Source organism: Saccharothrix lopnurensis (assembly GCF_042658445.1).
GTDB lineage: Bacteria > Actinomycetota > Actinomycetes > Mycobacteriales > Pseudonocardiaceae > Actinosynnema > Actinosynnema lopnurensis.
Genome location: NZ_JBHSQO010000012.1, coordinates 60,853 through 86,698 on the forward strand (window position 1 = coordinate 60,853; position 25,846 = coordinate 86,698).

At 74.1% G+C, this 25,846-nt stretch carries 26 protein-coding genes; 16 read left to right on the forward strand and 10 right to left on the reverse strand.

Annotated features, from left to right (window positions below):
• Positions 1–207: 207 nt before the first annotated feature.
• A complete protein-coding gene (locus ACFP3R_RS14060; RefSeq protein WP_380636240.1) occupies positions 208–2,016 on the reverse strand; it encodes an AMP-dependent synthetase/ligase in 1,809 nt (602 codons plus the stop codon).
• A 111-nt stretch (positions 2,017–2,127) separates the two neighbouring features.
• On the opposite strand from ACFP3R_RS14060, the gene ACFP3R_RS14065 reads away from it, so the two are divergent.
• Genes ACFP3R_RS14065 through ACFP3R_RS14100 form a run of 8 tightly spaced genes read left to right on the forward strand, consistent with a single transcriptional unit; the run spans position 2,128 to position 8,100 of the window.
• On the forward strand, positions 2,128–2,508 hold the full coding sequence (locus ACFP3R_RS14065; RefSeq protein WP_380636241.1) for a polyketide cyclase / dehydrase and lipid transport: 381 nt from the start codon (positions 2,128–2,130) through the stop codon (positions 2,506–2,508).
• Between the two features lie 11 nt (positions 2,509–2,519).
• Entirely contained in the window at positions 2,520–3,308 is a 789-nt protein-coding gene (locus tag ACFP3R_RS14070; protein WP_380636243.1) for a metallophosphoesterase family protein, read from the forward strand.
• 26 nt (positions 3,309–3,334) lie between these two features.
• Complete coding sequence (locus ACFP3R_RS14075) at positions 3,335–3,772, forward strand: SRPBCC family protein (protein ID WP_380636245.1); 438 nt, start codon at positions 3,335–3,337, stop codon at positions 3,770–3,772.
• Positions 3,769–4,977, forward strand: coding sequence for an ArsA family ATPase (locus ACFP3R_RS14080; RefSeq protein ID WP_380636247.1), 1,209 nt, complete (start codon positions 3,769–3,771; stop codon positions 4,975–4,977). Before ACFP3R_RS14075 ends, ACFP3R_RS14080 begins: the two co-directional genes overlap by 4 nt.
• A complete protein-coding gene (locus ACFP3R_RS14085; protein ID WP_380636249.1) occupies positions 4,974–5,330 on the forward strand; it encodes a hypothetical protein in 357 nt (118 codons plus the stop codon). The genes ACFP3R_RS14080 and ACFP3R_RS14085 overlap by 4 nt, the downstream gene beginning before the upstream one ends.
• Before the next feature lie 23 nt (positions 5,331–5,353).
• Complete coding sequence (locus ACFP3R_RS14090; protein WP_380636251.1) at positions 5,354–6,343, forward strand: ROK family glucokinase; 990 nt, start codon at positions 5,354–5,356, stop codon at positions 6,341–6,343.
• A gap of 9 nt (positions 6,344–6,352) precedes the next feature.
• Positions 6,353–7,174, forward strand: a complete 822-nt coding sequence (locus ACFP3R_RS14095) for an MEDS domain-containing protein (protein WP_380636253.1) — start codon at positions 6,353–6,355, stop codon at positions 7,172–7,174.
• Positions 7,171–8,100, forward strand: a complete 930-nt coding sequence (locus ACFP3R_RS14100) for an anti-sigma factor RsbA family regulatory protein (protein WP_380636255.1) — start codon at positions 7,171–7,173, stop codon at positions 8,098–8,100. Before ACFP3R_RS14095 ends, ACFP3R_RS14100 begins: the two co-directional genes overlap by 4 nt.
• 173 nt (positions 8,101–8,273) lie before the next feature.
• Here ACFP3R_RS14100 and ACFP3R_RS14105 read toward each other — a convergent pair whose 3' ends face one another.
• Complete coding sequence (locus tag ACFP3R_RS14105) at positions 8,274–8,759, reverse strand: hypothetical protein (protein ID WP_380636257.1); 486 nt, start codon at positions 8,757–8,759, stop codon at positions 8,274–8,276.
• Positions 8,760–8,956: 197 nt separating this feature from the next.
• On the opposite strand from ACFP3R_RS14105, the gene ACFP3R_RS14110 reads away from it, so the two are divergent.
• The 3 genes from ACFP3R_RS14110 (at position 8,957) to ACFP3R_RS14120 (ending at position 11,404) form a co-directional block, all read left to right on the forward strand.
• Complete coding sequence (locus ACFP3R_RS14110; protein WP_380636259.1) at positions 8,957–9,688, forward strand: lysophospholipid acyltransferase family protein; 732 nt, start codon at positions 8,957–8,959, stop codon at positions 9,686–9,688.
• Between the two features lie 20 nt (positions 9,689–9,708).
• The gene (locus ACFP3R_RS14115) at positions 9,709–10,221 is read left to right on the forward strand and encodes a polyadenylate-specific 3'-exoribonuclease AS (protein WP_380636260.1); all 513 of its coding nucleotides are present in this window, start codon (positions 9,709–9,711) and stop codon (positions 10,219–10,221) included.
• Between the two features lie 157 nt (positions 10,222–10,378).
• Entirely contained in the window at positions 10,379–11,404 is a 1,026-nt protein-coding gene (locus ACFP3R_RS14120; protein ID WP_380636262.1) for a 6-phosphofructokinase, read from the forward strand.
• Positions 11,405–11,641: 237 nt separating this feature from the next.
• On the opposite strand, the gene ACFP3R_RS14125 is transcribed toward ACFP3R_RS14120, so the two are convergent.
• Entirely contained in the window at positions 11,642–12,652 is a 1,011-nt protein-coding gene (locus tag ACFP3R_RS14125) for a DUF2891 domain-containing protein (RefSeq protein ID WP_380636264.1), read from the reverse strand.
• Between the two features lie 63 nt (positions 12,653–12,715).
• Here ACFP3R_RS14125 and ACFP3R_RS14130 point away from each other — a divergent pair, with 63 nt between their 5' ends.
• On the forward strand, positions 12,716–14,104 hold the full coding sequence (locus ACFP3R_RS14130) for a class II 3-deoxy-7-phosphoheptulonate synthase (protein ID WP_380636266.1): 1,389 nt from the start codon (positions 12,716–12,718) through the stop codon (positions 14,102–14,104).
• A 70-nt stretch (positions 14,105–14,174) separates the two neighbouring features.
• On the opposite strand, the gene ACFP3R_RS14135 is transcribed toward ACFP3R_RS14130, so the two are convergent.
• Positions 14,175–16,577: a Stk1 family PASTA domain-containing Ser/Thr kinase gene (locus tag ACFP3R_RS14135; RefSeq protein WP_380636268.1), complete on the reverse strand. Its 2,403-nt coding sequence runs from the start codon at positions 16,575–16,577 to the stop codon at positions 14,175–14,177.
• 185 nt (positions 16,578–16,762) lie between these two features.
• Between ACFP3R_RS14135 and ACFP3R_RS14140 the strand changes: the two genes are divergently transcribed.
• Positions 16,763–17,128 (forward strand): Rv2175c family DNA-binding protein, encoded by a 366-nt coding sequence (locus ACFP3R_RS14140; protein WP_380636271.1) that lies wholly within the window; start codon positions 16,763–16,765, stop codon positions 17,126–17,128.
• Between the two features lie 116 nt (positions 17,129–17,244).
• Here the strand turns inward: ACFP3R_RS14140 and crtI are convergent, their stop codons facing one another.
• A complete protein-coding gene (gene crtI / locus ACFP3R_RS14145) occupies positions 17,245–18,729 on the reverse strand; it encodes a phytoene desaturase family protein (RefSeq protein ID WP_380636273.1) in 1,485 nt (494 codons plus the stop codon).
• Positions 18,730–18,731: 2 nt separating this feature from the next.
• Entirely contained in the window at positions 18,732–19,799 is a 1,068-nt protein-coding gene (locus tag ACFP3R_RS14150; protein ID WP_380636276.1) for a polyprenyl synthetase family protein, read from the reverse strand.
• 103 nt (positions 19,800–19,902) lie between these two features.
• Between ACFP3R_RS14150 and ACFP3R_RS14155 the strand changes: the two genes are divergently transcribed.
• A complete protein-coding gene (locus tag ACFP3R_RS14155) occupies positions 19,903–20,793 on the forward strand; it encodes a methylenetetrahydrofolate reductase (RefSeq protein ID WP_380636278.1) in 891 nt (296 codons plus the stop codon).
• Between the two features lie 51 nt (positions 20,794–20,844).
• Here ACFP3R_RS14155 and ACFP3R_RS14160 read toward each other — a convergent pair whose 3' ends face one another.
• Both ACFP3R_RS14160 and ACFP3R_RS14165 read right to left on the reverse strand, forming a co-directional pair.
• The gene (locus tag ACFP3R_RS14160; protein WP_380636280.1) at positions 20,845–21,288 is read right to left on the reverse strand and encodes a carboxymuconolactone decarboxylase family protein; all 444 of its coding nucleotides are present in this window, start codon (positions 21,286–21,288) and stop codon (positions 20,845–20,847) included.
• A 40-nt stretch (positions 21,289–21,328) separates the two neighbouring features.
• Positions 21,329–21,979 (reverse strand): DUF3153 domain-containing protein, encoded by a 651-nt coding sequence (locus ACFP3R_RS14165; RefSeq protein ID WP_380636282.1) that lies wholly within the window; start codon positions 21,977–21,979, stop codon positions 21,329–21,331.
• A gap of 105 nt (positions 21,980–22,084) precedes the next feature.
• On the opposite strand from ACFP3R_RS14165, the gene ACFP3R_RS14170 reads away from it, so the two are divergent.
• Together ACFP3R_RS14170 and ACFP3R_RS14175 are read left to right on the forward strand one after the other, a co-directional pair.
• Entirely contained in the window at positions 22,085–23,764 is a 1,680-nt protein-coding gene (locus tag ACFP3R_RS14170; RefSeq protein WP_380636284.1) for a DUF885 domain-containing protein, read from the forward strand.
• Between the two features lie 86 nt (positions 23,765–23,850).
• Complete coding sequence (locus ACFP3R_RS14175) at positions 23,851–24,477, forward strand: CHAP domain-containing protein (protein WP_380636286.1); 627 nt, start codon at positions 23,851–23,853, stop codon at positions 24,475–24,477.
• Positions 24,478–24,527: 50 nt separating this feature from the next.
• Here ACFP3R_RS14175 and ACFP3R_RS14180 read toward each other — a convergent pair whose 3' ends face one another.
• Together ACFP3R_RS14180 and ACFP3R_RS14185 are read right to left on the reverse strand one after the other, a co-directional pair.
• The gene (locus tag ACFP3R_RS14180; RefSeq protein WP_380636288.1) at positions 24,528–25,088 is read right to left on the reverse strand and encodes a GNAT family N-acetyltransferase; all 561 of its coding nucleotides are present in this window, start codon (positions 25,086–25,088) and stop codon (positions 24,528–24,530) included.
• Positions 25,085–25,585, reverse strand: coding sequence for a YbaK/EbsC family protein (locus ACFP3R_RS14185; RefSeq protein WP_380636289.1), 501 nt, complete (start codon positions 25,583–25,585; stop codon positions 25,085–25,087). Before ACFP3R_RS14185 ends, ACFP3R_RS14180 begins: the two co-directional genes overlap by 4 nt.
• Positions 25,586–25,846: the final 261 nt, after the last annotated feature.

A 25,846-nucleotide genomic window follows, 5' to 3' on the forward strand; every position in this document is an offset into this window, starting at 1 on the left:
CTCCCCACCCGTCTGTATTTTTGGCCGCTGCTTCGCAGGCGGCGGCTCGGCCGCCTGGAAGTCGGCCGCTCGCGCCTGGTTTTCCGGCGATCGAAGGGCGTGATCACCGGAAAACCAGGCGCGAGCGGCCGACGCGGCCTCGCGTGGGGGGTGGGACCCTGCGTGAGGGAGTGGCGTGGGACCGGTGTGCGGCTCGGGTGGGGCGGGTCAGGGCGTGTAGATCGCCTCGATGTCCTGCTTGTAGGTGGTGGCGACCACGGAGCGGCGCAGCTTCAGGCTCGGCGTCATCTCGCCGCCGGCCTCGGTGAAGTCCACCGGCAGGATGCGGAACTTCTTGATCGCCTCCGCCTTGGACACCGCCGCGTTGGCCTCGTCGACGGCCGCCTGGACCTGGCCCCTGAGCGTCGCGTCGTCCAGCAGGTCCGCCACGGTGGCCGACGCCGGCTTGCCGTTCTGCTCCTTCCACGTCGGGAAGAACTCGGGGTCGATGGTGATCAGCGCCCCGATGAACGGCTGCGCGTCCCCGACGACCATGCACTGGCTGATCAGCGGGTGCGCCCGGAGCCGGTCCTCCAGCACGGCGGGGGAGACGTTCTTGCCGCCGGCGGTGACGATGATCTCCTTCTTGCGGCCGGTGATCCGCAGGAACCCGTCGTCGTCGAGCTTGCCCAGGTCACCGCTGTGGAACCAGCCGTCCTCCAGGGCCTCGGCCGTCGCGCTCGCGTTGTTCCAGTAGCTGCGGAACACGACCTCGCCCTTGATCAGGATCTCGCCGTCCTCGGCGATGCGCACCGAGGTGCCCCCCACCGGGCGGCCGACCGTGCCCACCCGGAACGCCGCCTCGGTGTTGACGCACGCCGCCGCGCTGGTCTCGGTCAGGCCGTAGCCCTCCAGCACCGGCACGCCGACGCCGCGGAAGAAGTGCGCCAGCCGCTCGCCCAGCGGCGCGCCGCCGGACACCGCCGCCAGGCACCGCCCGCCCAGCGCCGCCTGGAGCTTGCTGTAGACCAGCTTCGAGAACACCGCGTGCTTGACCTTCAGGCCCAGGCCCGCGCCGCCGCCGTCCTGCGCCTGGCTGTAGGCCACCGCGGTCGCCTCGGCGGCGTCGAAGATCTTGCCCTTGCCGCCGGCGTGCGCCTTCTGCTTCGCGCCGTTGTAGACCTTCTCGAACACGCGCGGCACGGCCACCACGAACGTGGGCCGGAACGACTGGAGGTCCGCCACCAGGTTCGTCACGTCCGGCGTGTGCCCCAGCGTGACCCGGGCGTAGACGCTGGTCAGCGCGATGGCGCGGGCCAGGATGTGGGCCAGGGGCAGGAACAGCAGCAGCGAGTTGCCCGCCTGCATCAGCCGCGGGAACGCGGTGATGTCCGCGCGGATCTCCGACAGCAGGTTGCGGTGGGTCAGCTCGCAGCCCTTGGGCCGGCCGGTGGTGCCGGAGGTGTAGACGATGGTCGCGGTGTCGTCCGCGCCGACGCCCTTGCGGCGGGTGTGCACGTCCTCGTCGGTCATCGACGCGCCCAGCGCGGTCAGCTCGTCGACCGCGCCGCCCGCGTCACCGGTCGGGCCCTCGACCTGCCACACGTGGTCGAGCTCGGGCAGGTTCCCGGAGGCGGCCTCCACCAGCGCGCGGTGCGCCGGGCCCTCCACGACCACGGCCTTGGCCGAGGAGTCGGACAGGATCCACTCGACCTGCTCGGCCGAGGAGGTCTCGTAGATGGGCACCACGACGGCGCCCGCGTGCCAGATGGCCAGGTCGAGGAGGGTCCACTCGTAGCGGGTCTTCGACATCAGGCCGACCCGGTCACCGGGTTGGAGCCCCGCCGCGATGAGCCCCTTGGCCACGGCGAGGACCTGGGCGGCGAAGTCGCGGGCGGTGAGGTCCACCCACGTGCCGTCGACCCGGCGGCGGAAGCTGACGGCGTTGCCGAAGCGCTCCGCGTTCGCCCACACCATGTCGGTGAGGTTCTCCTCGGCAGCCACAGTGGCTGTGGCGGGGACGCTGAACTCACGCACGTCAACCTCCGGACGTTGGTTGTTACCGGTGGGGAAACCTAGCCTGTGATTCCGGCGATACACCAGGCCGGGCGGTGGTTCCGTGACCGTGTCGTGGCACTCTTCCTCCCCGTGCCCAGCGTTGACGTCGTGGACGAGACCTTCCTGGCGGTGCCCCCCACCGTGATCGCCGCCGCCTTCGCGGAGCCGGCGGCGTGGCGCGCGTTCTGGCCGGACCTCTCCCTCGACGTCTACGCCGACCGGGGCGCGCAGGGGTTGCGCTGGACGGTCGACGGCGCGCTGGTCGGCACGATGGAGGTGTGGCTGGAGCCGGTGCTGGACGGCACCCTGCTGCACTACTTCCTGCGCGCGGACCTGCCGGGCGACCCGCCGGCCCGGCGCGTGCGGCGGGAGGTCCGGCGGCGCCAGTTGGCCGCCAAGGAGGTCTCGCTGGGCCTGAAGACGACCCTGGAGGCCGGTCGGCCGCCGGGCGTCGCGCCGGCCCTGCCGTAGATTCCTCACCCGTGCGGGTTCACGTCGTCTCCGATGTCCACGGCAACGCGGAGGCCCTCGCCCGCGCGGGTGACGGCGCCGACGCCCTGGTCGTGCTGGGTGACCTGGTCGACTTCGTCGACTACCACGACCACGGCCGGGGCATCCTGGGCCGGGTCTTCGGCCGGGAGAAGGTCGAGGTGTTCGCCCGGCTGCGGCGCGGGCACGTCGGCGCGGAGACCGTCCGCTACATGCGGTCGCTGTGGGAGGGCCTGGACAACGCCGCCGAGGTGGTCCGGGAAGCGGTGGTGGAGCAGTACACCGAGCTGTTCGCGGCGATGAGCGCGCCCACCTACGCCACGCCCGGCAACGTCGACGACCCGACCCTGTGGCCGCTGTTCGCCCGCGACGGCGTGCGCGTGCTCGACGGGGAGGCGGTCGAGATCGGCGGCCTGCGGTTCGGCTTCGCGGGCGGCGCCCTGCTCGACCGGGGGTTCGTGCCGAACCGGCGCGGTCCGTGGCGGCCCTACCTGCGCACCGAGGAGGAGTTCGGCGCGGCGCTGGCGAACCTGGGCGAGGTGGACGTGCTGTGCACCCACGTGCCGCCGGCGGTGCCCGAGCTGACCTACGACGTGGTCGCCCGCAGGCCCGAGCGCGGTTCCACCTCGCTGGTGGAGCTGATCGGCCGCGCGCGGCCCCGGTGGTCGCTGTTCGGGCACGTCCACCAGCCGCTGGCCAGGCGGGTGCGGCTGGGCTGGACGGAGTGCGTCAACGTCGGCCACTTCCAGCGCACCGGCACGCCCCACGTGCTGCGTTGGTGAGCCCGACCACCGGGTAACCTCCCCGCATGGCCGACGAGTCCACCCAGTCCATCGTCATCGACGCGACGCCCGAGGAGATCGTGGCGGTCATCGCCGACTTCGACGCCTACCCGGAGTGGGCCAACGGCGTGAAGCGCACCGAGGTGCTGGAGACCGGGTCGGACGGCCGCGCGGCCCAGGTGAAGTTCAACATCGACCAGGGCCCCATCAAGGACGAGTACGTGCTCGCCTACGACGAGTGGTCGCCGGGCCGCATCTCGTGGCACCTGGTCAAGGGCCAGATGCAGAAGTCCCAGGAGGGCGCCTACGTGCTGACCTCCCAGGGGGGCTCCACCGAGGTCACCTACACCCTGTCGGTGCAGCTGGTGGTGCCGATGATCGGCCTGTTCCGCCGCAAAGCCGAGAAGATGATCATGGACACGGCGCTCAAGGAGCTCAAGCGGCGGGTGGAAAACGCGCGGTGAGCGCTCGTCTGCTGCTGTTCACCGGCAAGGGCGGGGTCGGCAAGACCACCCTGGCCGCCGCCACCGCCGCCGCGCTCGCCGCCGGCGGCCGCAAGACCCTGGTCGTGTCCACCGACCCGGCCCACTCGCTGGGCGACGCGCTCGGCGTGCCGCTGTCCGGGCAGGCCGCCGAGGTCGACGGGGCCGACCTGTTCGGGAGCCTGCACGCCGCCCAGGTCGACCCCCGCGCCCTCGTCGACGAGGCGTGGCGCGACCTGCGCGGCCACCTGCGGACCGTGCTCGCGGGCGCGGGCGTGGACGAGCTGGACGCCGAGGAGCTGACCGTCCTGCCCGGCGTCGAGGAGCTGCTCGCGCTGACCGAGGTGCAGCGCCTGGTCCGCGCCGGCACGTGGGACGTGGTGGTCGTCGACTGCGGGCCCACCGCCGAGACCCTGCGCCTGCTCGCCCTGCCCGAGGCGTTCGCCTCCTACCTGGAGCGGCTGTTCCCCACCCACCGGCGCGTGGTGCGCGGCCTGCTCGCGGGTGTCGCGGGCAGCGGCTCGGTGGAGCGCTGGGACGCCACCGCCGACGCGCTCGGCAGGCTCGCGGAGAACCTGGACCAGCTGCGCGCGCTGCTGGCCTCCCCGGACACCGGGGTCCGGCTCGTGCTGACCCCCGAGCGGGTGGTCGCCGCGGAGACCCGCCGCACCGTCACCGCGCTCGCCCTCCAGGGCATCCGGGTCGACGGCGTGGTCGCCAACCGGGTCGTGCCGCACCCCGGCGCGGGCGCCGGCCCGGCCGCGGACTGGCTGCGCACCCGCCGCGCCGAGCAGGACGCCGTGCTGGCCGAGCTCGCCGACCTGGGCGAGGTGCGCGCGGTCGAGCACCGGGCGGCCGAACCGGTCGGCCCCGCCGCCCTGCTGGACGTCGCCGAGGGGCTCTACCGGGGCCGCGACCCCCTGGAGGGCACCGCCCCGGGCGGCCCCCTGCTGGCGGTCGAGCGCACCGGCGACCTGGAGTACACGCTGCGCCTGGCGCTGCGCGTGGGCGACTCGGACCTGGACCTGGCCCGCGTGGGCGACGAACTGGCCGTCACCGTGGACGGCAGGCGCAAGCTGGTCGCGCTGCCGTCGCTGCTCAAGCGCTGCGCGGTGACCGGCGCGGAACTGGACGACACCGGGTTGGCGGTGCGCTTCGCACCCGACCCCGAGCTGTGGATGCGGTGAGGCACGTGGACCGGGAGCCCACCGACCCGAGGCTGGCCGAGGAGCTGCGCCTGCTGCTCGACGCCGCCGCCGAACGGGCGCAGCCGTGGCTGCACCGGGTGGCCGAGCAGGGCGGGCACGACGCCGGGGGCTGCGGCTGGTGCCCGCTGTGCAACGCGGTGGCGCTGGTGCGCGGCGACCGCTCGGAGCTGGCCGCCAAGGCCGCCGAGCACGTGGCCGGCCTGATCGCCGTGCTGCGGGCCGCGCTGTCCGAACCGGCGGCCCCCGCGCGGGAGGCCGGTGAGCCCGAACCCGGGCACCCCGCCCCACCACGCGTCCAGCACATCCCCGTCGTGCGGCGGAACCGGTGCTAGGCGGGTCGGGGCCGGGCGGACCGGTGCTCACCGTCGGCGTCGACGTCGGCGGGACCAGCGTGCGCGCGGGCGTCGTGGACGGCGACGGCTCGGTGCTCGACACGGCGCGCGCGGGCACGCCCGCCGGCGAGGAGGCGCTGGAGGAGGCGATCGGCGCGGCGGTGGCCGAACTGGCGTCCCGGCACCCCGTGGCCGCGGTCGGCCTGGCCGTCGCGGGCTTCGTCGCGCCCGACCGGCGCACCGTGCTGTTCGCGCCGCACCTGGCCTGGCGGCGGGCCCCCGTGGCGGAGCGGATCGCCCGGCGCGTGGGCGTGCCCGTGGTCCTGGAGCACGACGCCAACGCCGCCGCCCTGGCCGAGCACCGCTTCGGCGCCGCCCGCGGCGCGCGGGTCGCCGCCCTGGTGGCCCTGGGCACCGGCATCGGGGGAGCGCTGCTGGTCGACGGCGAGGTCTTCCGCGGCGCGCACGGCGTCGCGCCCGAACTCGGCCACCTGCGGCTCGTGCCGGACGGCAGGCCCTGCCCGTGCGGCAAGCAGGGCTGCTGGGAGCGGTACTGCAGCGGCACCGCCCTGGGCACCACGGCCGTGGAGCTGCTGGCCGGCAACCCCGGCGTGTCCACCGTGCTGGCCCGGGAGTCCCTGGACGACCCGCGCTCGGTGACCGGCCGCCGGGTGGCGGGCGCGGCCCGCGACGGCGACCCGCTGGCCCAGCGCGCCGTGGCCGAGCTGGCCCGGTGGCTGGGCGAGGGGTTGGCCCTGGTCGCGGACGTGTACGACCCCGAGGTGGTGGTCATCGGCGGCGGCGTGTCGGAGTCCGCGCCGCTGTTCCTCGACGACGCCCGCGAGCGCTACGCGGAGGTGGTGACCGGCGCGGGCCACCGCCCGCTGGCCCGCATCCGCACCGCGCAGCTCGGCGACGACGCGGGCATCGTCGGCGTGGCCACCCTCGCGCGCGAGGTGGCGCCGCGGACCTCGCGCAACGGACGGGTCCGCCGACCCGAGCCCCGGGCGTAGCATCGCGGGATGCGCACCTCTGGCGTCATCCACGCCACCGGGGGACTCGGGCTGCACGACCACGTCTGCTGGCCCTACGACGACCCCGCGGAGTTCCGCCGACGCGTCGTCGAGTTCCTGGCCGACGGACTGGTCCTCGGCCAGCAGTGCTGGTACGTCTCCGAGGGGTCGACCGACGAGCTGCTCTCCCACGTCGCCGGGCTGGGCGAGGCCCTGTCGTCCGGCGCGCTGCGCGTGGTGTCGATCGACGACACCTACGGCGGGGGCGGCGCGGTGACCCCGGCCCAGCAGGTCGCCACCTACGCCGCCGCCACCGAGGCCGCCCTGGCGGCCGGGTACTCGGGCCTGCGGGTCGCCGCCGAGGCCACCTCGATGGTCCTCGGCGACGAGGCGCTGGACGCGTTCTGCCGGTACGAGCACCTGGTCGACCGGTACATGGCGGGCCGGCCGTTCGCGGCGATGTGCGCCTACGACCGGACCCGGCTGCCCGGGTCGGCCATCGGCCAGCTGGCGTGCCTGCACCCGGCCGGCGGCGCGGGCGCCTCGCCGTTCCGGCTCTACGCGGTCCCCGGCGCCCGGGTCGCCCTGGACGGCGAGCTGGACCTGGACAGCCGCGAGAACTTCGCCCGCGCCCTGGAGCGCGCCGACCTGCGCGCCGACGGCGGCCAGGTCGTGGTCGACGGGTCGTCGCTGGACTTCGTCGACCACCACGCGCTGTTCGCCCTGGCCCGCGCCGGCGGCGGTGACGTGGTGCTGCGCACCCGGCGCTCGGCGCCGGCGCGGCTGGCCGAGCTGGTCGGGGTCCCCGGCCTGAGGGTGGAGACCGAATGAGGACGGGAGCGGCCCGGGGGCACGAGGGCTACTACCACGAGACCGCGTTCTACGGCGGCGACGCCGACTTCCAGGACCTGGTGGTGCCGTTCCTCGACGAGGGCGTGTCGGCGGGCGAGCCGGTCCTCGTCGCGTGCGGCGCGGTCAACGAGCGCCTCGTCCGCGACCGGGTGGCCGACCCCTCGGGCGTGCGCTTCCTGCCGGGCGCCGACCAGTACGCCCGCCCCACCGAGACGGTCCTGGAGTACCGGAAGCTGTTCGCCGAGTACGCCGGGGTCGCGCAGATCCGCGTGGTGGGCGACGTGCCGCACCCCGGCACGGGCGCCCCGTGGGACTGGTGGTCCCGCTACGAGGCCGCGGTCAACGACCTCTTCGCCGAGTTCCCCCTGTGGGGGCTGTGCCCGTACGACCTGCGGACCACGTCCGCCGACGTGCTGGCCGACGTCCTGCGCGCCCACCCGAGGGTGGCGGGCGCGGGCGGCCACCTCGTCAACCCCGACTACCGGGAGACCTGGACCTGGCCCCGGGCCTGCCCGGACCCGCTGGAGACCGGGCACCCGCTGGTGGACCTGCTGGACCCGAGCCCGGCCGAGGCGCGGCACGCGGTGTCGGCCGCCTGCGTGGCGACCCGGCTGACCAGGGACGAGCTGGACGACATCGTCTACGCCGCGAGCGAGGCCGTGACCAACGCCCTCACCCACGGCAAACCGCCGGCGCGGCTGCGCGTGTGGGCGGACGGCGCGCGTGTCGTGGTGGCCGTCTCCGACCGGGGCGAGGGGCCGACCTCGCCGGCGGCGGGCCTGGTGCCGACCGAGCGGACCACGACCGCCGGCCTGGGCCTGTGGCTGACCCACCGGACCTGCCGCGAGGTGTCCCTGGGCCGGGACGAGAACGGCTTCACCATCCGGCTGGCCGTCGGTGGCTGACCGGGCCGGTGGCTGACCGGGCCGGTGGCCGACCGCGTTGGCGGCTGGTCGTGCCGGTGGTGACCGGTCCCGGGTGTCGGCCGCCGGTCGTCGGTCCCCGGGTGTCGGTCCCGGAACCCGTCGGCCCCCGCGCATCGCTCCGGGGCCCTCTGCGCCCGCCCGGGGCACCGCTCCTAGAGGACGGCCCCGTCGTCCCACCCGGAGTCCGGCGGCGGGCCGCTGCGCATCCGCAGCACCAGCCACCCGGCGCCGGAGCACAGGACGATCAGCGCCAGCGGCGTCCCGATCGCGCCGCTCAGCCCGAACAGGCCGGGGAACAGCAGCACCACCACGCCGAGCAGGATCACCAGCAGCGCGGCGATCGTGCCGGGCCGCAGCGCGGGCAGCGGCGGCGGGTCGGGCGGCACGTAGTGGTTGTCGGGGTCGTCCGGGTCGTCGTCGGCGTCGGCGGGGTCCTCCTCGACCGTGGCCACGGCCGGCTGGCCCTCGGGCCGCACCGGGCGGGCGGGCTCGGCCTGCTCGTCAGCCTCGTCCGACTCGTCAGCCTCGTCGAACCAGGCCCGCTTGCCCACGCCCTCCCGCTCCAGCCCCGCCACGATCTCGGCGAAGGTGGCGTCGACGTCCTCGGGGCCGTCGGTAGAGTCGCGTCGGGAGTTCATCGGCGTGCTCCACCCTCCGAAGCCGTGACAGGCGGGTCCAGGAGTTCCATCGTCCCACGTACCCGCGATGTCGCGGTACGACAGCCGGACGACGACTACGACCGTACCCCGTGCGCGCCGGCCTTCGTTGTGGTTTGGGCCGTCGGCTCCGTAGGCTGACAGCGGGGATCAAGCACGTCGAGGAGGCGCTCCCAGCGGTGCTCTACTGGTTGATGAAACACATCTTTCTCGGGCCGCTCCTGAACCTGTTCTTCCGGCCCAGGATCATCGAGGGTGCCGAGAACATCCCCGAGGGCGGTGGCGCGATCCTGGCGAGCAACCACCTCGCGGTCTCCGACTCGTTCTTCCTCCCGCTGAAGCTCTCGCGCCGGGTCACCTTCCCGGCCAAGATCGAGTACTTCACCGGCACGGGGTTCAAGGGGGCGTTCAAGCGCTGGTTCTTCTTCGGCGTCGGCCAGGTGCCGATCGACCGGTCCAGCGCGTCGGCGGCCCAGAGCGCGCTGGACACGGGCGTGCGGATCGTGCGCGAGGGCAAGCTGCTCGGCATCTACCCCGAGGGCACCCGCAGCCCCGACGGCCGCCTCTACAAGGGCAAGGTCGGCGTCGCGTGGATCGCCCTGGAGTCCGGGGCGCCGGTCATCCCGGTGGCGATGTTCGGCACCGACAAGGCCAACCCCATCGGCTCGCGGATGTGGAAGCCGCACCCCATCCGGATCAAGATCGGCAAGCCGCTGGACTTCTCCCGGTACGCGGGTCTGTCCGGTGACCGGTTCGTGCTGCGCTCGATCACCGACGAGATCATGTACGCCCTGATGGAGCTGTCCGGGCAGGAGTACGTGGACGTCTACGCGGCCAAGGCCAAGGAGGTGCAGGGCGACGCGACCACCCCGGAGCGCCCCGACCGCCTGCCCGAGGCGAAGGCCGGTTGATCGCCGCCTAGGGTGGTGCGGTGCGGTTCTTCTACGACTGTGAGTTCATCGAGGACGGGGTCACCATCGACCTCGTCTCCATCGGGGTGGTCGACGAGGAGGGCCGCGAGTTCTACGCCGTCTCCACGGAGTTCGACCCGGCCAAGGCCGGCCCGTGGGTGCGGGCCAACGTGCTCAACCAGCTGCCGCCGCCCGCCGACCGGGCGTGGCGCGGTCGGGACCGGATCAAGGCCGACCTGCTGGAGTTCCTCGGCGGGCGCAAGGCCAACCGGGACGACATCGAGCTGTGGGCGTGGTTCGCGGCCTACGACCACGTGGCGCTGGCGCAGCTGTGGGGCCCGATGCCCGCGCTGCCGCGCTGCCTGCCCCGGTTCACCCGGGACCTGCGGCAGCGCTGGGAGGACGTGGGCAAGCCCCGCCTGCCGCAGCCGCCCGCCGACGCGCACGACGCGCTGGCCGACGCCCGGCACAACCTGGAGCGGTGGAAGGTGATCGAGGCCGAACGGCGCAAGCGCGGCTTCTCCTCGCGCTGACCGGGTGCGTCCGGGTGCGTCCGGCTGCCGTGCCGGGGACGTCGCGGTGCGTTCGCGGTGTGTTCTCCGTCCGGTTGGTGGACCCTCGCTTGCTGCACCGATCCAGCACGTGTCAGTCTTGGGTGACCCACGCCACGAGAAGAGATTGGCTAAGCAAATGCGCATTGGTGTGCTCACCGGCGGTGGCGACTGCCCCGGCCTCAACGCCGTCATCCGCGGCGTGGTCCGCAAGGGTGTCGAGGCCCACGGCTGGGAGGTCCTCGGGTTCCGCAACGGGTGGCAGGGACCGATCGAGAACCTGACCAGGCCGATCGGGCTCGCCGACGTCGAGGACATCCTGACCCGGGGCGGCACCATCCTCGGTTCGTCGCGCACCAACCCGTACAAGGTCGAGGGCGGTGTCGACAAGATCCGCCAGGTGCTCAAGGAGAACGGCGTCGACGCGCTGATCGCCATCGGCGGCGAGGACACCCTGGGCGTCGCGAAGCGGCTCACCGACGACGGCATCGGCGTCGTGGGCGTGCCGAAGACCATCGACAACGACCTGGGCGCCACCGACTACACGTTCGGCTTCGACACCGCCGTGCACATCGCCACCGAGGCGATCGACCGGCTGCGCACCACCGCCGAGTCGCACCACCGGGCCCTGGTCGTCGAGGTCATGGGGCGGCACGCGGGCTGGATCGCGCTGCACTCGGGCCTCGCGGGCGGTGCGAACGTGATCCTCGTGCCCGAGCGCGAGTTCAACGTCGAGCAGGTCGTCGAGTGGGTGGAGCGCCGCTTCGAGCGCCAGTACGCCCCGATCATCGTCGTCGCCGAGGGCGCGGTCCCGCAGGGTGGCGCCGAGGTGCTGCACTCCGGTGAGAAGGACGCGTTCGGCCACGTGCGCCTGGGCGGTGTCGGCACCTGGCTGGCCGAGGAGATCGCCGAGCGGACCGGCAAGGAGTCGCGCGCGGTCGTGCTGGGCCACGTGCAGCGCGGCGGCATCCCGACCGCCTACGACCGCGTGCTCGCCACCCGCTTCGGCCTGCACGCCGTGGACGCGGTCGCCGAGGGCGACTTCGGCGTCATGGTGGCCCTGAAGGGCACCGACATCGTCCGCGTGAAGCTGGCCGAGGCGACCGCGGAGCTCAAGACCGTGCCGCTGGAGCGCTACCAGGAAGCCGAAGTCTTCTTCGGCTAACCCCCGCCCCCACTTACGGCACCCCGGCTCACCCCGGGGTGCCGTTGCACAAGCAACCCCGCGAGTCGTACGTCCAGACCCCGCGAGTCGTACGTTCAGGACCACCGTGTCGTACGTCCAGGACCCCCGAGTTCTACGTTCGCGACGGGGTTGGCACCCGTTCAGGGGTACCTGAACGCTGAATTCGGGGGTCCTGGACGTACGACACGCGCGACCTGGACGTACGACTCGCGCGGGTTAGAAGGCTTTCAGGTCCAGGTAGGCGGCGAAGGTGCCCAGCCAGTGCTCGGCGTAGTAGCCGTGGCCGAAGACGTGCCTCAGGCCCGCCTCGCGGTGCGCCTCGGCCGCCGTGCGGGCCAGGTCGGTCCAGCGGTGTGACGGGGGCAGGGCGTCGGCGATCGCGTGCCACTGCCAGGCCCGGGACAGGGCCAGCCCGACCAGGTGGGAGCCGTACGGGTCGCCGGGCTCGTCGACCGGCACGGGCTCGCGAAGCGACTTCCAGCGGGCCTCCTCCAGGTCCGGCAGGAACGCCTCGAACCAGGCGGCGAAGTCGGCCGGGGGCAGCACCCGGCGCACCAGGTCGGCCTCGGTCAGGCCGGGGGAGAGGAAATCGCCCGCGCTCGGCTCGAACCCGCCGTACCCGGCGTCCTCCCGGTGCCAGCGCAGCGCCGCCGCCGCGCACGCCGCCGCCAGCTCCTCATCGCCCACGGCCCGCGCCGCGTCGAGCACGAGACCGGTGGCGAAGGCCGTGTTGCCGTGCGTCCCGGTGCGGACCGGCAGCCGCGACCCGGCCACCTTGACCAGGTACCGGTCCCGCAGCACCGCGCTCAACGGCCGCAGCTCCCCCGCCCACGGCGAGCCCCACGTGCGCAGCTCCGCGTCGAGCACCAGCAGCCACGCCCACCCGTAGGGCCGCTCCCAGAACCCGCCGTTCGGCCCGTCGAAGAACGCCGCCTCGACCCGCGCGTGCTCGGCCGTGACCAGCGAGTCCAGCGTGCGCCGCGCCTCGTCCGCGCCCGGCAGGTCCGGCCGCAGCCGCAGCAGGCGCACCGCCAACCAGGTCTGGTGCACGCACGAGTGCCAGTCGAACGACCCGGCGAAGATCGGGTGCAGCACCCGCTGCGGCACCAGCTCGTCGTCGTCCGCGATGACGTGCGACCAGTGCGCGGGGTGGTCGCGCCGCAGGTTCTCCACCGCCACCGACAGCAACCGCGCGGCCGTCCCATCATCCAACCGGGTGTCAGGCATGAGCCACATCATGCCCAGGTGGACCCGAGTCCGTCCTGGAGTGTGGACGGCTATCTTTAACGTGTGAACTGGACCGTGGACGTGCCCGTGGACACGCTTCCCGAGCTTCCGCCCCTCCCACCCGAGATGCGCGCACGGCTGGACGACGCGCTCGCCCGCCCCGCCGCCCAGCAACCGGAGTGGCCCGACGCCGAGCAGGTGCGCCGCGTGCGCGCGGTGCTGGAGAGCGTGCCACCCATCACCGTGCCCGCCGAGGTCGACCGCCTGCGCGAGCACCTGGCCGAGGTGGCGCGGGGCGAGGCGTTCCTGCTCCAGGGCGGTGACTGCGCGGAGACGTTCGCGGACAACACGGAGCCGCACATCCGCGCCAACATCCGGACCCTGCTCCAGATGGCCGTCGTGCTCACCTACGGCGCGAGCCTGCCGGTGGTCAAGATCGGCCGCATCGCCGGGCAGTACGCGAAGCCGCGCTCGTCGGGCATCGACGCGCTCGGCCTGCCGTCCTACCGGGGCGACATCGTCAACTCCCTGGTGCCGACGCCCGAGGCGCGCGTGCCGGACGCCTCCCGGCTGATCCGCGCCTACGCCAACGCGGGCGCGGCGATGAACCTGCTGCGCGCGATGACCTCGGCCGGCATGGCCGACCTGCACCGCCTGCACGACTGGAACAAGGACTTCGTGCGCACCTCGCCCGCCGGCGAGCGGTACGAGGCGCTGGCCGGCGAGATCGACCGCGGCCTGCGGTTCATGTCGGCGTGCGGCGTGAACGACGTCTCGCTGCACACCACGGAGATCTTCGCCTCGCACGAGGCCCTGCTGCTGGACTACGAGCGGGCCCTGCTGCGCCTGGACACCAACAGCGACCAGCCGAAGCTGTACGACCTGTCCTCGCACTTCCTGTGGATCGGCGACCGGACCCGCCAGCTGGACGGCGCGCACATCGCGTTCGCCGAGCTGCTGTCCAACCCGATCGGCCTGAAGATCGGCCCGTCGACCACGCCGGAGATGGCGGTCGAGTACGTCGAGCGCCTGGACCCGCACAACCAGCCCGGCCGGCTGACCCTGATCAGCCGCATGGGCAACGGCAAGGTCCGCGACGTGCTGCCGCCGATCGTGGAGAAGGTCACCGCCTCCGGCCACCAGGTCATCTGGCAGTGCGACCCGATGCACGGCAACACGCACGAGTCGTCCACCGGCTACAAGACCCGGCACTTCGACCGGATCGTGGACGAGGTGCAGGGCTTCTTCGAGGTGCACCGCCGGCTCGGCACGCACCCGGGCGGCATCCACATCGAGCTGACCGGCGAGGACGTCACCGAGTGCCTGGGCGGCGCCCAGGAGATCTCGGACACCGACCTGGCCGGCCGCTACGAGACCGCCTGCGACCCGCGCCTGAACACCCAGCAGTCGCTGGAGCTGGCCTTCCTCGTCGCGGAGATGCTCCGCGGCTGAGCGCGACCACGAAGTGGAACGGCCCCCGACCTCGCGACGAGGTCGGGGGCCGTTCCCGCTGGTGGGCCGGTCAGAGCGCGATCAGCACGACCTGGGTGTCCTTGGGCACGCGCTGCCCGGCGCGCACGGACTGGTTGACCACCCGCGCCCGGCCCCGCTCGTTGAACTGCACGTCCACCCTCAGCCCGGCGCCCTCCAGCTCGCGCTTGGCCTCGTCGACCCGCTTGCCCTCGACCTGCGGCACGGTCACCGCGTTGGACGTGAACACGGTCACGCGCCGGTCGGCGGAGGAGACGTTCGAGCCCGCCGCCGGATCGGTGCGCACCACCTTGCCCTTGTCCACGGACTCGGAGAACTCCTCGGGCCCCTCGACCGGCTCGAACCCGGCCGCGGTCAGCTCGGCGAACGCCTCGTCCTTCGACTTGCCGGTCACGCTGGGCACCGGCTTGGGCTCCACGCCCTTGCTCAGCACGACCGTCACCGTCGAGCCGATGGGCACGGGCGTGCCGGGCGCGGGGTCCAGGGTGAGCACCTTGCCCTTGGGCACGCGGTCGCTGAACTGGTCCTGAGCGGGGTTGACCTGCGACTTCAGCCCCACCGAGGCGATCTCGCGCTCCGCCGCGGCGACGTCCACGCCCGGCTGGACCTGGGGCACCACCGGCTTGCCGCCGGACACCACGATCCGCACCAGGTCGCCGCGGTTGGCCTCGGTGCCGGCCGGCGGGTCGACGCTGATCACCTGGCCCGCCGGGACCGTGTCGCTCTTCTCGATGGCCGGCGTGTGCTTGAGCGAGGCGCCCTCGATCAGCGCGACGGCCGTGGCCTCGTCCTTGCCGATCAGCTCGGGCACCCTGGTGACCCGGCCGATGGAGAACCACCAGGTGGTGATGCCGATCAGCACCGCCGCCACGACCACGACGCTGAGCCAGGTGACGAACTGCCGCTTGCCGCGCGCCCGCAGCTCCTGCTGGAGCTGCTCGGGCGTCTTCTTCTTGCGCGGTGGGCGCCGGGGGCGGGGTCGGGGCGCGGTGAGCGGGGCCTCGGCCGGCGGCACGAGGGCGGCGCGGGGGATCGCCCGGGTGCCCTGCGGGCCCGCGGCGGGGGCCGCGAGCGGGTGCGGGCGGTGCACCGGCACGGTCGGTTCGGCGAACGCGGTGGGCGCGGCGACGCCCACCCCCACGGGGGCGACGCGCACGGTCTGCTCGGCCGCGCTCGGCGCGGGCACCTGGCGGGTGGCCGGGTCCCCGAGGACGACGCGCTGGGTCAGCGGCTCCCCGACGGCGAGGTGCTGGGTGGCCGGTTCGCCCAGGGGCGGCACGCCGAGGGCCGGCACGCCGAGGGGCACCCCGCCCGGAGGCACGCCGCCCAGCGGCACCCCGCCCGGGGGCATCCCGCCCGGGGGCATCCCGCCCAGCGGCACTCCGCTCAGGGGAGTCCCGGGCAGGGGTGGACCGCCCAGAGGTGGACCGCCCAGGGGCGCACCGGGCAGCGGGGTTCCGGGCAGGGGCGCACCGGGCAGGGGTACTCCGCCCAGGGGCGCACCCGGCAGCGGAGACCCCGGCAGCGGTGTCCCGCCCGGCGGCGTGCCGGTCGGCTGCCGGACCGGCGCGGCGACGGGGGTGGGCACGTCCGCGCTCATCAGGCCGAGCCTGGCCCGGACCGCCTCCACCTCGGACAGGAACGAGTCGGCGTCGGCGGGCCGCAGGAACGGCTCCTTGCGGGTGGCCCGGCGCACCAGCTCCGCCACCTCGGCCGGCACGTCCGGCACCGGCGGCACCTCGTCGTTCACGTGCCGGTAGGCGACCGAGATCGCGTTGTCGCCCACGTAGGGCGGCGCGCCGGTCAGCATCTCGTACAGCAGCACGCCGGCGGAGTACACGTCGCTGCGCGCGTCCGTGTTGCCCGTGGTCACCTGCTCGGGTGACAGGTAGGCGACCGTGCCCAGGATCACCGAGTCGCTGGTGACACCCGCCGCGGACATCGCCCGGACCAGGCCGAAGTCGGCGACCTTGACCGCGCCGCCGCGCCCGATCAGCACGTTCTCCGGCTTCACGTCCCGGTGCACCAGGTCCGCCCGGTGGGCCGCGGCCAGCGGCGCGAGCACCTTCTCCAGCACGGTCAGGGCCAGCGGCACGTCGAGCCGGCCGCGGTCGACCATCAGGTCGCGCAGCGTGCCGCCCTCGACCAGCTCCATGACCAGGAACACGCGGTCCTCGTCCACGCCCTGGTCGTGCACCTGCACCACGCCGGGGTGGTGCAGCTTCGCCGCGGCGCGCGCCTCGCGCTCGAACCGCGCGACGAACTGCGGGTCCGCGGAGAACCTGGGGTCCATGACCTTGATGGCCACGTCCCGCTCCAGGCGCGTGTCCACGCCCCGGTAGACGGCGGACATGCCGCCCCGCGCCACCAGGGCGCCTACCCGGTAGCGTTGTTCGAGCAGCCCGCCGATCACGTTCGTCGCCGACCTTTCCACAGCCGTGGATCGTACGGTGGGTGGTGCCGACCGAATCCCGTGCGCCGGATGGTCCCACGCGCGCGTGTGGGTTCCGCGTCAAAGTCGCACGGAACAGGGGGTGTCGAGCAGGCAACCCGACGGTGTCCGGCCACCACCCGGTTGGCGCAGGGCATGGTTCTCGTCGTTGTGGCATCGTGACGCACGTGAGTGCGATTCCTGCCGCTGCCGACGTGCTGGCTCCCGACCTGGAGGTCCTGAACCTGCCGGAGGTCGCCGAGCGCCTCGGCCTGCCCATCACCCGAGTCCACCAGCTGCTGCGCGACGGTCAACTGCTCGCCGAGCGCCGCGACGGTGTGCTCGTCGTCCCCTCCCAGTTCCTCGCCGCCGGAGGCGTGGTCAAGGGACTGCCCGGCACCATCACGGTGCTGCGCGATTCCGGCTTCTCGACCGACGAGATCCTGCGGTGGCTGTTCACCGAAGACGACACCCTGCCGGGCACGCCGATCGAGGCGCTGCGCGGCGACCGAGGCCGCGAGATCAAGCGGCGCGCGCAGTCGATGGGTTTCTGACACCGCACCACCCGAGAACGACCGGCCCCGCGTCCGGGCAGCCCGCACGGGCTGCCCGGACGTCGTGCTGCCGGGGCCGGGTCGCGGGAGCGGGTGGCGGACGGCGGCGGGGGCCGTCACGTGCGCACGACCGCCCGTCGCCGGGTGGCCGCGCCGGTGATCCGCTGGGCGGCCAGCCGGCCGGAGATCAGCACCGGCGGCACGCCCACGCCCGGCGTGGTGCCGCAGCCCGCCAGCACCGCGTTGTCCAGCACCAGGTTGCGCGGCCGGAACGGGCCGGTCTGCGCGACCGTGTGCGCGGCGGAGAACGGGGTGCCCGCGGCCAGCCCCATGGCGGCCCAGTCGCGCGGCGTGACCAGGCGCTCCACCTCGATCGAGTCCCCGAACCCGGTCAGGCCGCGCGCCTCCAGCGTGCGCACCAGCTCGTCGCGGTAGGCGGGGCCGACGCGCTCCCAGTCGATCGCCGACCGCCGCAGGTTCGGCGCGGGCGCCAGCACGAACATGCCCTGCTCCGGCGGGGCGGTGACCAGCAGCGACGGGTCGCTCATGAGGGTGCCGCGGCGGGTCAGCTCGGTGAAGGTCCGCTCCCACGCGGCGCCGAAGAACAGGGTGTGGTGCGCCAGTTCCGGCCAGGTGCGCGTGACCCCCGCGTGCAGCACCACGGCCGACGGCGACCAGGTCATCGGCAGCGGGCGGCGCGGGCGGTGGCCCAGCAGGCGGTAGGAGGTCGGCAGGTCCGGGGTGAGCACCACCGCGTCGCACGGGATGCGCTCGCCGTGGGCGGTGCGCACGGCGGTGACCCGGCCGCCGATCCGCTCCAGCCACGCCACCCGGGTCCCGTAGCGGAACTCGGCCCCGGCGCCCTGGGCGGCGGCGGCCAGCGCGTCCGGCAGCGCCCGCATCCCGCCGCGCGGGTGGTGCACGCCCGCGACCGTGTCCATGTAGGCGATCACCGCGTACGCGGCCAGGGCGCGGCGCGGCGGCACCCCGGCGTACAGGGACTGGAAGGTGAACACCCGGCGCAGCCGCTCGTCGGAGATGAACCGCGCCACCGACGGTTCGAGCCGGGCGAACCCGCGCAGCGCGGTCAGCCGCGCCAGCCGCGGCGTGAGCAGGTCCAGCGGCGAGTCGAAGTTCGCGCCGATGAACTCGTCCCGCTCCACCCGGTACAGCTCGGTCAGCCAGCGGCGCAGCGCCCGGTACCCGGCGGCCTCGCGGGGACCGGCGAACCGGCGCACCTCGGCCTCCATCGCCTCGGCGTCGGCGTGCACGTCCAGGGTGTCGCCGTCGGCGAACCGGGCCCGGTAGGCGGGTTCGACGGGCAGCAGGTCCAGCCGGTCGGCCAGCGACTCGCCGACCGCGTTCAGCGCCTCGTCCACCAGCTCCGGCATGGTCAGCACGGTCGGGCCGGTGTCGAACCGGTAGCCGCCCAGGTCCAGCCGCCCGGCCCGGCCGCCGGGCACGTCGTCCCGCTCGACCACGGTGACCCGCCTGCCCGCGCCGAGCAGGTGCAGCGCCGCGGACAGCCCGGACAGCCCGGCGCCGACCACGACGACGTGGTCGGTGCGGCCCGAGACCCCTCGCCCGGCAGAGCCCCACATGGTCAGTAGGCCCGCTTCGTGGCGCTGACCGCCAGCTCGGCCAGCCGCTCCGCCGCCGGTTCGGCCACCGGGGCGCGGTCGAGGGCCCGCAGCGCCGAGGCGGTCAGCGCGGCGATCCGCTCCTCGACGGCGGCCACCGCGCCCACCTCCTCCAGTTGCGCCCGCGCCGCGGCCACCGTGCCCGCGTCCAGGTCGGGACGACCCAGCGCGTCGTGCAGCACGTCCGCGCCGCGCTGCATCCCCAGCGCGACCAGCAGCGTCCGCTTGCCCTCGCGCAGGTCGTCGCCCGCGGGCTTGCCGGTCACCGCCGGGTCGCCGAACACGCCCAGCAGGTCGTCGCGCAGCTGGAACGCCACCCCGATGTCGGCGCCGAACGAGCGCAGCCCGGCCACCAGCTCCGGCGAGCCGCCGCCGATGGCCGCGCCCATGTGCAGCGGCCGCTCCACGGTGTAGGCGGCGGTCTTGAGCCGGTCGATGCGCAGCGCCGCGTCCGGGGAGGCGTCGCCGCGCGCCTGGGTCAGCACGTCCAGGTACTGGCCGGCCAGCATCTCGGTGCGCATGTCCCGCCACGGCAGGCTCAGCCGCTGGAGCGCGTCGGTGGGCAGCCCGGCCGCGAACAGCATGTCGTCCGCCCAGGCCAGCGCCACGTCGCCGATCAGCACGGCCGCCGCCAGGCCGAACCGCTCGGGCGCGCCCAGCCAGCCCGCCTCGCGGTGGCGACCGGCGAACCGGACGTGGACGGTCGGCATCCCGCGGCGGGTCTCGGAGGCGTCCATCAGGTCGTCGTGCACCAGGGCGCACGCCTGGATCAGCTCCAGCGAGCTGACCGCGGTGAGCACGGCGCCCGCGAGCTCGTCGTCGGGGTCGCCGCCCGCCGCGCGCCAGCCCCACCAGGCGAAGGTGGGCCGGATCCGCTTGCCGCCGCCGAGGACGAAGTCCGCCAGCGCGTCCACCGCCTCGGTGAAGTTCTCCTCCATGCGCTGACCCAGGGACCGGCGGTCGGCGAGGTAGCCCGCCAGGGCGGCGTCGACGTGCTTGGGCAGTTCGAGGTCCAACGGGTGGGGCGGCACCGCTCTATCGTCACCTCTGCGCCGCCCGGCCGCCCAACCGGGGGGTGGTCCAGCAGGTGGAAGGGATGTCCCACGCTGCGAGCGTGCCTCTACGCTGGTCGGCATGACGTCCGTCATCGAACGCCTCAGCGGGGGGAACCCCGTGTTCTCCGTCGAGTTCTTCCCGCCGCGCGACCCGGCGGACGAGGCGGTGCTGTGGCGGGCGATCCGCGAGCTGGAGGCCCTCGACCCGGCGTTCGTGTCCATCACCTACGGCGCGGGCGGCTCCACGCGCGACCGGACCATCCGCACCACCGGCCGCGTGGTGCAGGAGACGACGCTGGTGCCGATGGCGCACCTGACCGCGGTCGACCACTCGGTGGCCGAGCTGCGCAACGTGATCGGCTGGTACGCGGCCGTCGGGGTGCGCAACATCCTCGCGGTCCGGGGCGACCCGCCCGGCGACCCCCACGGCGAGTGGGTGCGCCACCCCGAGGGCCTGGCCTACGCCGAGGAGCTGGTCCGGCTGTGCCGTGAGCTGGGCGACTTCTGCGTGGGCGTCGCGGCGTTCCCCTACGGCCACCCGCGCTCGCGGGACCTCGACGAGGACACCGAGTACCTGGTGCGCAAGCTGCGGGCGGGCGCGGACTTCGCGATCGCCCAGCTGTTCCTGGACGTCGAGGACTTCCTGCGGCTGCGCGACCGGGTCGCGGCGGCCGGCTGCGAGACGGTGCTGCTGCCCGGCCTGATGCCGCTGACCACGCCCCGGACGCTGGCCAAGTCGGTGGAGCTGTCCGGCGCCCCGGTGCCGCCCGCGGTGGCGCGCCGGCTGGAGCCGCTGGCGGGCGACCCGGCGGCGTTCCGCGCGGCGGGCGTGGACCTGGTCACCGAGATGGGGGCGCGGCTGCTGGCCGAGGGCGTGCCCGCGCTGCACTTCTACACGTTCAACCGGTCCAGGGCGACGCGCGAGGTGGTGGGCAGGCTGGGCCTGGTGCCGGACCGGGTGGCCGGCTAGCGGTTCCCGCCGGAAGCGGGAACCGCCGGCCGGTCGCGGGCCGGGCTCTTCTCAGGGCCTGAGCTCGCGCTCGGTGGCCGACTCCAGCGCCACGGCCAGCCGGTTGAGGCCGTTGATGCCGATGATCAGCGCCAGCAGGTCGGCCAGCTCCTTCTCGGTGAAGGCCCCGGCCGCCCGCTCCCACAGCTCCGCCGGCACGCCGTGCTCGCCGAGCCGGGTCACCGCGTCGGTCAGCTCCAGGGCCACCCGCTCGGTCTCGCTGAAGAACCCCGACTCCCGCCACACCGACACCGCGAACAGCCGCTGCGGGTTCTCGCCCGCCCGCACCGCGTCGGAGGTGTGCATGTCCACGCAGAACGCGCACCCGTTGAGCACCGACGCCCGCAGCTTCACCAGCTCCAGCAGGGTGTGGTCGACGTGCCGGGTGGCGTAGGAGTTCAGCTCGATCATCAGCCGGTACGCCTCGGGCGCCACGGCGGCGAAGTTCATCCTCATGCCACCAGGACGGCGCCGCCGGGCCGGGTGTGACAGCCGATCAGGCGACGAGGCTCCGCCGGTGCGAGACCAGGGCCAGGACCAGCACGATCAGCGCCGCCCCGCCGGTGAGCCCGGCCACCAGCATGGTCCACCCGAAGTAGGACACCGAGTTGGCCCCGGCGTACCGGACGGTCGCGGTGAGCATCGACGCCTGGCCCGGTTTCGGCGCCCAGGCGATCGTGGCCTCGTCCTCCTCCCGCCCGTTCGTGTCGATGATCTCACCCGGGAAAGCGATCTTCACCTGGACGTCCGCGCGCTCCGGCGGCACCTGGGTCAGGTCGACCGAGCCGGACAGCGTCACCAGGTCGCCCGAGCGCCGGAAGGTCAGCTGGTACCGGCTGGACGACGCGCTGGTGGCCGTGGCCAGCACCCTGACCTCGTCGAAGGTGAGCCCGCTGAAGAACAGCTGCGTCCCCACGTAGTCGTCCACCTGGTAGGGCTTGGTGGTGACCCGGGTGGCCAGCTCCTCCGGCACCTTCAGCTGCGGGCCGGGGTCGTTGTCCCGGCTGGGCGGGGTCGCGGCGGTGATCTCGCCGGACACGCGGTCGTCCTGCGACACCGCCATCGCGGCGTGCAGCCGGACGCACCCCGTCAGCGCGAAGGCCGCGAGGAGGAGCACGGGCAGGAGGAGCGCGGAGGCCCTTGGCACGCGGCCATCCTGCCGGCATTCGTCAAAAGTTGACCGCCGGGACACGATCGTACGCTTCGCTAAATATCTGTCGGGGTGACCTGACCCGCAGGTAACGTGCGGCGCATGGCAACCTCCCCGGCCGGCGTGCACGGCATCAGCAACCAGTTCGTCGCCGACTACGCGGCGGCGGACCCGTTGACCGCGACCTTCATCGGCAAGCCCGGCCACGACGACCGGCTCACCGACTTCTCGCCGGAGGGACACGCCGCCCGCCACGAGCTCTCGAAGAAGGCGCTCGCCGCGGTCGCCGCCGCCGAGCCCGCGGACAAGTCCGAGGCCGACGCGAAGGCGGTGTTCCTGGAGCGGATCGGCCTGGAGGTCGAGCTGCACGAGGCGGGCCTGACCGAGAGCAACCTCAACGTCATCGCGAGCCCCGTGCAGTCGATGCGCGAGGTGTTCGACATGATGCCGACCGGGACCGCCGACGACTGGGCCGTGATCGCCCGCCGGCTGGCCGCGGTGCCCGACGCGCTGGCCGACCTGCGCGCCGGTCTCGCCCACGCCGCCGACTCCGGCCACGTGGCGGCGCTGCGGCAGGTCACCAAGGTCGCCGCGCAGTGCGACACCTGGGCGGGCCGCTCCGGGGACGCGTCGTTCTTCGCGAAGATGATCGCCGGCGCGGGCGCGGGCGGCGCGCTGCGCACCGACCTGGAGACGGGCGCCAAGGCCGCCGCCGAGGCGTACGGCGACTTCGCCGAGTTCCTGCGCGCCGACCTCGCGCCGAAGGCCCCGACCAAGGACGCGGTCGGCGAGGACGTCTACCGCCTCCAGTCGCGCTACTTCACCGGCTCCCGCCTCGACCTGGCCGAGGCGTACGAGTGGGGCTGGGCGGAGTTCACCCGCGTCGAGACCGAGATGAAGCAGGTCGCGAACCGGATCAAGGCCGGCGCCACGCTCGCCGAGGCCGCCGCCGCGCTCGACGCCGACCCGCGCTACCTGGTGCGGGGCAAGGACGGGCTCCGGACGTGGATGCAGCAGCTGTCGGACAGGGCCCTCGAAGAGATGCGCGACGTGCATTTCGAGCTGCCCGACGAACTGATGAGGCTGGAGTGCCGCATCGCGCCCCCCGGCGGCGGCGTCGGCGCCTACTACACCGGCCCCACCCCGGACTTCTCCCGGCCGGGCCGCATGTGGTGGTCCGTGCCGGACGGCAAGCAGGAGTTCTCCACCTGGCGCGAGGTCTCCACCGTCTACCACGAGGGCGTCCCGGGCCACCACCTCCAGGTCGCCACGGCCGTCCACCAGTCCGAACGGCTCAACGAGTTCCAGCGCCTGATGTGCTGGGTGTCGGGCCACGGCGAGGGCTGGGCGCTGTACGCGGAGCGGCTGATGCGCGAGCTGGGCTACCTGGAGGACGACGGCGACCTGCTGGGGATGCTCGACGCGCACCTGTTCCGGGCCGCGCGCGTGATCGTCGACATCGGGATGCACCTGGAACTGGAGATCCCGCGCGGCACCGGCTTCCACGAGGGCGAGCGCTGGACCCCGGACCTGGGCCTGGAGTTCATGCTGACCCGCACCATCACCGACGCGGCGCACGTGCGCGACGAGATCGACCGCTACCTGGGCTGGCCCGGCCAGGCCCCGTCGTACAAGCTGGGGGAGCGGCTCTGGCTCGCCGCCCGCGACGAGGCCAGGGAGCGCCACGCCGGCACCTTCGACCTCAAGACCTTTCACTCCCGTGCCTTGGAGATGGGGGCCATGGGGCTGGACACTCTTCGGGAGCGGCTCGCGGAGCTCTGACCCGGACGGGTGGGGCGGTGGGACCGACCTCACGTCGAGGTCACCCGATCCGGTGTTGGATGTGCGGGCGGAGGAGAGGGGGAGGGATGAGCAGACGTCCCGTGCGGTCGGCGCTCGGCGTCGTACTGGCCGGCGCGCTGCTGTTCGGCGCGTCCCCGGCGTACGCGCAGCCGGGCGCGGTCTCGGACCGGGAGCAGTGGCGGGTCCGGCAGGACATCGTGGACCACGCGCTGCGCGAAGTCGGCCAGCGCGAGGGCCGGGGCAACTACTACCCGGAGAAGTACCAGCAGGTCGGCCAGGGCGTGCTGCGCCCGGCCGAGTGGTGCGGCGTGTTCGTCAACTGGGCCTGGACCACCGCCGGCGTGCCGGACCGGCCGTCGATGCGCCCGGCGCCCGGCGGGTCGGTGCTCGACCAGGGGCACTGGGCGACGTACTGGCAGAAGTGGGGCCGGTCCAACGGCCGCTGGAAGGACATCGCCGAGCGGGACGTGGAGCCCGGTGACGCCGTGGTCTACGGCAACTACCCCGACATGCACGCGCACGTCGGCCTCGTGGTCGAGGTGAAGTACGACCGGACCGGCCGCAGGGCCACGCACGTCCGCACGGTCGAGGGCAACTTCGGCGAGCGGGTCGTGTACTCCAAGCTGCGCCCGATCGAGGGCCTCAACGCGGGCAGGTACCTGAAGGCGTCGGGCTTCGTCTCGCCCTTCTAGGCGTCCGGCGCGGGTGGCACCCCTCGGGGCGCCACCCGCGCCCGTCCGGTTCAGCCGAGGGGCAGGGCGCGGCCGAGCACCGCGAACGGCCGCGGGTCGCCGGTGAACTGGTAGTGCCGCAGCACGTCCGCGAACCCCACCCGCCGGTACAGCCGCCACGCCTTGCTCGGCCCCTCCGGGGTGGACAGCAGCACCCGCGAGTTCGGCACGCCCGCCAGCAGGGTGCGCAGCAGCTGCTCCCCGATGCCGCGGCCCTGCGCGCCGGGCAGCACGTGCAGCTCGGTCAGCTCGAAGTAGTCGCGCATCCACTGCTCGACCGCGCCGGGCCCGGCCACCATGGTCAGCCCGTGCCGCACCTGCTCGTGCCACCACTGGCCCACCGCGCCGCGGTAGCCGTAGCCGATGCCGATCAGCTCGTCCTCCTCGCCGAGCGCCACCACGCACCGCCAGCCGTCGCGCAGCATGTGCGCCAGCCACATGGGTGCCCGCTGCTCGGCCGTGCCGGGCGGGTAGTCCATCGCGCTGACGTAGAGCGCCAGCGCCTCGCCGAGCCGGGCGTTCAGCTCGCGGGCGGACAGCTCGACCACTCGCCTCGCCGGCGCGGCGGTCACCGGGCGACCTCCGCCGGCGTGCCCCCGGTCAGCTCGACCAGGCCCGCGAAGGTGGTGGGGAACAGGGCGTGCGGGTGGCCGGCGGCGGCCCACACCACCTCGTACCCCGCCAGCGCGGTGTCGACGAAGGTCCGGACGGGCGCCGGGTGCCCGACCGGCGAGACGCCGCCGATCACCTGGCCGGTGTGCTCGCGCACGAACGCCGGTGCGGCCCGCTCGACGCGGTCCGCGCCCGCCAGCACGGCCAACCGGTCCTGGTCCGCGCGGTGCGCGCCGGAGGTGAGCACGAGCAGGGGTGCGGCGACGTCGTCGCGGACCGCCTGGAACACGAGGCTGTTGGCGATCGCGCCCACCGGCACGCCCATCGCCGCGGCCGCCTCGGCGGCGGTGCGGACGGCGTCGGCCAGCACGCGGATCCCGTCCGCCGCCTCGTGGTGGCCCGCTTCGGCCAGGGTGGCGGCCACCTTGCGGATGCCGGGGTGGTCGAGTGCGCTCACCCGTTCATGAGACCACGCGCCGTCGGGTTGAGGACTGCCGGGCTCGCAGGATAGGCTTGCGGTGCTCGAACGTTTGTTCGAGCAATGCCTTGGCGGTGGGGCGGGGGAAGCGCCCCACCGCCAAGCGCCGCCGTCTCCCCGCGGCGGTCGTCGCCGTTGGAGACGCCGCGAGGAGGCCGCGAGAGTGACATCGACCTTCCCCCTCACCCCCGCGCCGGCGTCGGCGGTCCGCCCGCCCACCGTCCCCCGTCGTGGGCGGGC